The following is a 1,834-nucleotide window of genomic DNA, read 5'->3' as shown; positions in this document are numbered from 1 at the left end:
GGGGATGGCGCCGGCAGCGCCACCGGGACCGGCCTGGCCGCCGGGGCCGCCGGGGATGGCGCCGGCAGCGCCATCGGGACCGGCGACGCCGTTGACGGCGCACGGGGTGCCGTCCGGGTTGAAGCACGGGGGAGGCGCCGGCTGGGCAAACGTCAGGGGCGCAGTTGCGATCGCCGTCGCCGCAGCGCCCGCGAAGAGGAAGGAACTGATGATTCGCGGAGTTGAGGTCTTGTTTCGCATGACAGGAATGTTGCCGGGGAGGAGGGAATCGAAACCACCTATTTTGTGACCGTGCTCCCGTGGTCGCGTCGTCACTGGTCGGCGCGGTGGCATGCTGGCCCAATGGGATTGGTCATCAGACTGCTCGAGTTGATGCTCGTGCTGGTGCCCCTGATCGGGGCGGTCTACGCCGCGGTGCGCGGGTTCACCGCGCTGCGGGGGCGTCAGTCCGCGCGCGAATCCCAGCCCGCCGAGATTACGCAGACCGGTGACCCCGCGGCGGCGCAGCGCAGGGTGATCCGCCGCGCGGTCGAGGAGCACGACCGGACGGACACCCGCTGGCTGGAATACGAACTCGACGTCGCCAGGGTGCTGGACTGTCCGATGATGACGGACCTGCGCGATCCGCTCACCGAGCGTTTCCACCGGGCGAAGCTGCGTGCCGACTTCCTGCGGCCCGCGGACGTCGCCGACCTCGTCGACGACCGCGACGCCACGCGCGATTACCTCAGCGCGGTGCAGGAGTACGTCACCGCGTTCGACATCGCCGAGGCGGAGGCGTTGCGGCGCAGGCGTTCCGGATTCACCGGCGAGGAACAGGAGCGCCTGGCCCGGGCTCAGCGGCTGCTGCGGACAGCCGCCGATTCGGCTGCCACACAACAGGAACGGGAGCGCGCCTACCAGCTGGCGCGGCGCGAACTCGACGGGTTGCTGGTGCTTCCCGAACGTGCCCGCGCCGCGCTCGAGCGGGGGATCAGCGGCGAACTGGCTTAACCGTGGTCCAGCGCGGCGTCGGCCACGTCGAGGGCACGGTCGAGCAGCGCGAGGCCTTCGCGGGCCTGCTCGTCGGTGATGATGCACGGCGGCACCACATGGATGCGGTTGTAGTTGGCGAACGGCAGCAGGCCGAGCTTCTTGCACTCGCCGATCACCGAGTTCATTGCGGCACTGGAGCTTCCGTACGGCGCCAGCGGCTCGCGGGTGTCCTGGTCGGCGACCAGTTCGACCGCCCAGAACACCCCGGCGCCGCGCACCTCGCCGACGCACCGGTGCCGTGCGGCGATGTCCCGCAGGCCGGGGCCGATCACCTCGGCGCCGACGCGGGCCGCGTTCTCGACGATGCCCTCCTCGGCCATCGCATTGATCGTCGCCACTGCGGCGGCCGTCGCCAGCGGATGCCCCGAGTACGTCAGGCCGCCCGGATACGCACGGTGGGCGAAGGTCTCGGCGATGGCGGGGCTGATCGCCACGCCGCCGAGGGGCACGTAGCCGGAGTTGACCCCCTTGGCGAAGGTCAGCAGATCAGGGGTGACGTCGAAATGGTTGATGGAGAACCACTTTCCGCTGCGACCGAAGCCTGCCATCACCTCGTCGGCGATGAACACGATGCCGTACTCGTCGCAGAGCTCGCGCACGCCGGCGATGTAGCCGGGCGGGGGCACCATGATGCCCGCGGTGCCCGGGATCGACTCCAGGATGATGGCCGCGATGGTGTTCGGGCCCTCCATCCGGATGGTGTCGTTCAGGTGCTTGAGCGCGCGCTCGGATTCCTCGGCCTCGGTGGTGGCGTGGAACTGTGACCGGTACAGGAACGGGCCGAAGAAGTGCACGACGC

2 protein-coding genes and 1 pseudogene are annotated in these 1,834 nt (G+C 69.8%); 1 reads left to right on the top strand and 2 read right to left on the bottom strand.

The features are described from left to right. A pseudogene (locus MVA01S_RS31780) lies at positions 1-240 on the bottom strand (hypothetical protein); the annotation flags it as partial. Between the two features lie 102 nt (positions 241-342). On the opposite strand from MVA01S_RS31780, the gene MVA01S_RS29690 reads away from it, so the two are divergent. Then, positions 343-993, top strand: a complete 651-nt coding sequence (locus MVA01S_RS29690; RefSeq protein ID WP_003931413.1) for a hypothetical protein — start codon at positions 343-345, stop codon at positions 991-993. On the opposite strand, the gene MVA01S_RS29685 is transcribed toward MVA01S_RS29690, so the two are convergent. Next, positions 990-1,834, bottom strand: an 845-nt coding sequence (locus tag MVA01S_RS29685; protein ID WP_159426392.1) for an aminotransferase class III-fold pyridoxal phosphate-dependent enzyme, incomplete at its 5' end; no start/stop codon positions are given. The genes MVA01S_RS29690 and MVA01S_RS29685 overlap by 4 nt on opposite strands.

Origin of the sequence: Mycolicibacterium vaccae NBRC 14118 = CIP 105934, assembly GCF_001552715.1 — a bacterium.
Classification (GTDB): Bacteria; Actinomycetota; Actinomycetes; order Mycobacteriales; family Mycobacteriaceae; genus Mycobacterium; species Mycobacterium vaccae.
This window is presented reverse-complemented; position numbering and strand designations above follow the sequence as displayed.

Bases quoted from the DNA above. Each gene is read 5' to 3' on its own strand.
- MVA01S_RS29690 (WP_003931413.1), top strand. From the start codon at position 343: ATGGGATTGGTCATCAGACTGCTCGAGTTGATGCTCGTGCTGGTGCCC.